4 protein-coding genes are annotated in these 3,570 nt (G+C 32.1%); all 4 read right to left on the bottom strand.

The genetic code is table 11. From position 1 onward, the window contains the following. Positions 1-449 (bottom strand): GAF domain-containing protein (locus F6K22_RS35740; protein WP_293109334.1); only part of this gene is annotated, 449 nt, incomplete at its 3' end. Between the two features lie 312 nt (positions 450-761). Further along, on the bottom strand, positions 762-1,244 hold the full coding sequence (locus F6K22_RS35735) for a chemotaxis protein CheW (RefSeq protein ID WP_293109320.1): 483 nt from the start codon (positions 1,242-1,244) through the stop codon (positions 762-764). A gap of 32 nt (positions 1,245-1,276) precedes the next feature. Beyond that, entirely contained in the window at positions 1,277-1,654 is a 378-nt protein-coding gene (locus tag F6K22_RS35730; RefSeq protein WP_293109319.1) for a response regulator transcription factor, read from the bottom strand. Positions 1,655-2,023: 369 nt separating this feature from the next. Further along, positions 2,024-3,253 carry a response regulator gene (locus F6K22_RS35725; RefSeq protein WP_293109318.1) on the bottom strand — a complete coding sequence of 410 codons (1,230 nt, stop codon included), beginning with the start codon at positions 3,251-3,253 and terminating at the stop codon, positions 2,024-2,026. Positions 3,254-3,570: the final 317 nt, after the last annotated feature.

Below are 3,570 nucleotides of genomic sequence, written 5' to 3'. Positions count from 1 at the left end.
TGCCAATTTTTATCAAATTTATATACTATTACTCTGTCTGTTTGTAAAGCATATCTCACTTCTTCTACAACTGTTTTAAATATATCTTTGAGGTTGAGAGATTCCCGAATATTAGAGGTTATTTCGTTTAACAATTCGGCTCTTTCTGCTGCAGCTCCTTCTGTTTCTATTAATGATTGAAGTCTATCGATTCTGATATCTAAATTAGAGCGTAATACTGCTAAATCTTCTGCTAAGGCGTTGGTTTTTGATTTTAGCCCTAATGATTTTTGTGAATAATTAGACTTTTGACTAGTACTTGGCTGCCATACTTCTACTGGCACAATAGTCAATTCTTCATTGTTTAATTCAGGTTCTGTAGTTTCTTGATTAGATTTTTGAGGGTAATCTTTAGCTTCATTTTGCACTACATTTTCTTGTGGGTTTGTTTTTCTAAAGCGTGTTGTCATAGTTTTATTACTGATGCTTACTGAGGAATTAATTAATAGATGAAGAATTAATTAATAGATATAGCTAATTTTTGGGAACTAGTGTCGCTACAAGGAAGTCATCCATGCAAAAGTTAAAAGTATTTATAGAAACCCTAAATCATTTGTAAAAAATAGATAAAAATTTTAAAACCCTTACCCCTGTTACCTGCTGCTTGTTGCCTTTTTACCAGATGTTTTGTTCCCAATCTATTTAGGATTACTATATTGGTTAAGACTTTTAGAATTTTGCAGATGATGGATTATTTGTACCGCCCTATACTAGATTTATATCTAGGTTTTTTCTATGTATTCGATGATTGCTTCAATATCTAAAATCATCTTTTTTTCTCCTGCTGAATTAGTCCAAGTTCCCTGAATAAATTTTCCGACAACTGAATTTACTTTTTGGGTTTTTCCAGAACTAATCTCTTCGCTTTCAATATTGATTAAGTTACCTACTTTTCGCACCAAAATACCCAGATAAGTATCTCGAAATTTCACTTTCACTACCCGAAACTTTTGCTCATAATCTCCAGTAGATAATAAAGGTTCAAAACCCATCAAATAAGAAATATCAACTAACCAGAGAATTTCACCTTGCCACTGAAACACTCCTGCAACTACAGTTGGCATACCTGGTATTTGTAAGATTTTTCTGTGGTCTAAGGTAATCACTTCATCCAGCTCGCGGGTAGATAGTATAACCTCTAAAGTCTTAGTAACTTCTATAGATATAAATTGTGTACTACTATTTAAGAATGGTTGTTTTGGCATTGGCTCCCTTTAATGCTTTAGTCATTAAATACCTATATTTTTAAAACAACCAATTTTTCTAATGTTGCCACAAGTTCTTTTTGATCGACTGGTTTAGTAACATAAGCAGATGCTCCCTGCTTCATACCCCACTTTTGATCGATTTTCTCTGATTTACTAGAACAAATAATAATTGGGATATTTGCTGTATTTTGTTGATTTTTTAGCTCTCTACACAAACTATAACCACTTTGACCAGGTAGTACAATATCCATTAAAATTGCATCAAAATTTTGTTGAACCAGGATAGCCTTAGCTGCTTCTGCTGTAGTTACATTCAAGACATCAAATCCTGATTTTTGTAAACATTCACTCAGCATAGTAGCTTCTGTTGGACTATCTTCTACGATTAAAACACTTCCCTTTGCCATTGCTTAATTTTCCACTATCAAAACTAATTTAATAATAATTACTAATGATTACTAATGATTTTATCTTGTACTAAAAATTTATTTTTCTTCATAATTAGCACCTTGTATCTCAAGTAATCAAATTTTTTTGTTTCTCTGGTCTTACTGTACTTTGAATAAGAGTGAATTTAGTTAACTAAAATCAGGACTTATATACGCAAACCCAGAAAACCAGCTTCTCAAATCAATCCTTGGTTTGAAAAAAAGACATCTCCGAAAAAGCTAGGTTTCTTTGCATTAAGTACTATCAAAAAATAGACAACATAATAAAATTAACTAACATATTTCTGTAACATTAGCAATAGTAATATTGACTTATTGGTTGTCATATCAGCTATTAGTAATAGACAAATGTTTTTCGATAATTTTTAAAATTTCTTGTGGTTTGGCAGATTTGTTCAAAAATTCAGCAGCTCCAATTAATTTAGTTCTACTACGATCTATCAAATTATTCCGACTGGTAAAGATGATCACTGGTATTTCGGCAAATACTGGTGCTTTGCGTAAAAATTGATAAACAGTATAACCATTAGCATTAGGCATTTCTAAATCAAGAAAAATCAAATCTGGTTTCTGTTCGGCAATTTTCATAAATCCTTTGATTGGATCTTGTATAGCGATCAGGTCATATCCAGCAGGTTTAACAATCTTCCTTAATGTTTCAGCAATTACTGGACTATCATCAATACAAGCAATTAATTGCTTTGTTTTTGGTGTAGTGTAGTCTTTCTTTTTCTGAGAATTAGTTTTTACTAAAGATGATTTAAAATTCGGTTCTGGCAAATCTGGAATTGCTTGTAATTTCACCAACCCTTTTGTAATTAACGGAAGTAAATTCTTAGCTATAGCTAATACTGATTTATTTAGTTTGATAGCAATATCCCAGATCGTGAGATCGCCCTGTAAATATTTATCCCAACCAAATAAAGCTTCTGGGGGAACAGATTTTGTAGAAACAGGGACAAAGTTAGGGTTGAAACTTTCTAAACCTGATTTTTTGGATATATGTTGCATTTGAGCAACTTTAGTGAAAATTGGTTCTATTTCCCGATAACATAAAGATAAACCAAGGGATAATTCCGATTTACTATCAGGGTTTCCTTCCCAGTCATGTGTTAAGTCTGGGTAGCGACTCATGGAAAATAATATTTCTAAGGTGACAGTACGAATGACTGCTTTTGCTTGAGCAATAGTGATTTGATCTTTGCTAATTCCATCATAAAGGACCAAATATTCCCAAGGTTTGTCTGGTTCTAATACTATTTGTGACGTTGTAGGATTCCACTCTGGACAGTGCAATCTGATCCCTCGTTCCCAACGCCTTACTCTGTGGATATCGCTAGTAGTATAGAGTAATCTACCATAGAATAGGTCGAGTTGTCCTTCTTTGACCGGAGTATTTAATAATATTTTGCCAGTTGCACCTCGTTGGCTAAGTATATCTAAATTTTGGGCCAGTTTGATTAATTGTTTGTTAGTAGACATTGATATTAAAGCTGTCAAATTAGAAATTGAATAATCCTTAAGTTTTTTATATGTCATAACATTATTATTGGCCATATATTTATTTGCTGAATATAAAATTTCCCTATCTTAATTGGTAACAGTATTCTTCTCTTAAAGTTAAGATTCATGTACCAAAAATTGGTGATTTCGATCGCATACAAATGTAACTTGACCAATTAAAGTAGTGCCGGAAAGTAAGTCTTTTTAGAATTCATAAAATGAAATTAAGTCATTGAAAACAGATACAATGCTATATTTATTTATATCTAAAACAGGAGAAACACATCTTGTCAATAAATTGGGGCATATTCTCACCTCAATAAGTTTGGTTTTATTACGCTTTTTGACAATAGAATTTCCACATATAGTCT

Origin of the sequence: Okeania sp. SIO2F4, from assembly GCF_010672385.1 — a bacterium.
Taxonomy (GTDB): domain Bacteria; phylum Cyanobacteriota; class Cyanobacteriia; order Cyanobacteriales; family Microcoleaceae; genus Trichodesmium.
This window is presented reverse-complemented; position numbering and strand designations above follow the sequence as displayed.